Consider the following 1,275-nt stretch of genomic DNA (forward strand, 5'->3'; position numbering starts at 1 on the left):
GGCCCACACAAAAATGGCCCCGGGGGGGGGGGTTTTTTTTGTTTGGGGTAAATATTTTTTTTTTTGCCCGGGGGGCCCCCCCCCGGGGGGCCCCCCCCCCCCCCCCCCCCCCCCGCCCCCCCCCACAGCTGCTACAAGGGCAAGCGGCTTCGCCACGGTGTCTAAAAAAGCAAAAAGCGGCTATAAAATGCTTGGCTGTCAACCAAGGCGTGACAATGAACCCGTTCGAAGATATGCGTATTTTTTGCCAGGTCATGGATTCCGGCAGCTTCACCGCGGCGGCCGATCAATTGGGCCTGTCCAAGCAGTTCGTCAGCCGGCGGTTGATGCAACTCGAAGAGCGTCTGGGGGTGCGGCTGCTCAATCGCTCCACACGGCGACTGGACGTCACACCACTGGGGCAGAGTTATTACGAGTCAGCCTTGCGCCTGCTGGGCGAAGTCGAGCAAGTGGAGCAGGGCATCGCCGGCCAGACCACCGAGCCCCGCGGCACTATTCGTATCAGCGCGCCATTGTCGTTTGCGGTGGCGCATTTGGGCTGTTTGCTGCCGGTGTTTTTGCAACGTTATCGCGACGTCACGGTGGAGGTCGACCTCAGTGACCGGCCGGTGGATTTACTCAGTGAGGGGTATGACCTGGCGCTGCGCATCGGCATTCTGGAGGACTCGACGCTGATCGCTCGACGCATCGCTTCCATCCAGCGGGTGTACTGCGCCAGCCCGGCTTACCTGGCCGCGCGCGGCACGCCGCTCAAACCCGAAGACTTGCACACGCATGACTGCCTGCCTTACGGCCATGGTCGTCAGGTGCAATGGCGATTCGAAGGGCAGGGCAAGCCGATGGTGGTCAATGTCACCGGGCGGATGCGGGTCAACAATGGTGAACTGCTCAGGGATGCGGCGATTGCCGGTATGGGGATTACTTACTTGCCGACCTTCATAGTCGGTTCGGCGTTGAAGGACGGCAGGCTGGTGCCGGTGTTGGACGCGTTTCGTTCCGAGCCGTTAACGTTGTCGGCGGTCTATCCGCAGCACCGTCAAGCATCGCGACCGGTGCAGGCGTTGATCGAGTTTTTGCGTGAACGGCTGGATCAGGCTGAGGACGTGTTGTAGAGCATGAGCACGTGCGAGCCTGCTCGCGATGGCGGAGTGTCAGTCGACATCATGTTGAATGACAGATTGCTATCGCGAGCAGGCTCGCTTGTATGTTTAGACTTGAAGGGGTGGGTGGGACTACAGACTCGATTCTGACTCTGACCAGTACAGACCGTGGGAG

At 60.3% G+C, this 1,275-nt stretch carries 1 protein-coding gene; it reads left to right on the forward strand.

The genetic code is table 11. From position 1 onward, the window contains the following. The first annotated feature begins 215 nt into the window (after positions 1-215). Positions 216-1,112, forward strand: a complete 897-nt coding sequence (locus QF010_RS33980; protein WP_429534840.1) for a LysR family transcriptional regulator — start codon at positions 216-218, stop codon at positions 1,110-1,112. Positions 1,113-1,275 lie beyond the last annotated feature (163 nt).

The organism is Pseudomonas silensiensis (genome assembly GCF_050434865.1).
Lineage (GTDB): Bacteria > Pseudomonadota > Gammaproteobacteria > Pseudomonadales > Pseudomonadaceae > Aquipseudomonas > Aquipseudomonas fluorescens_W.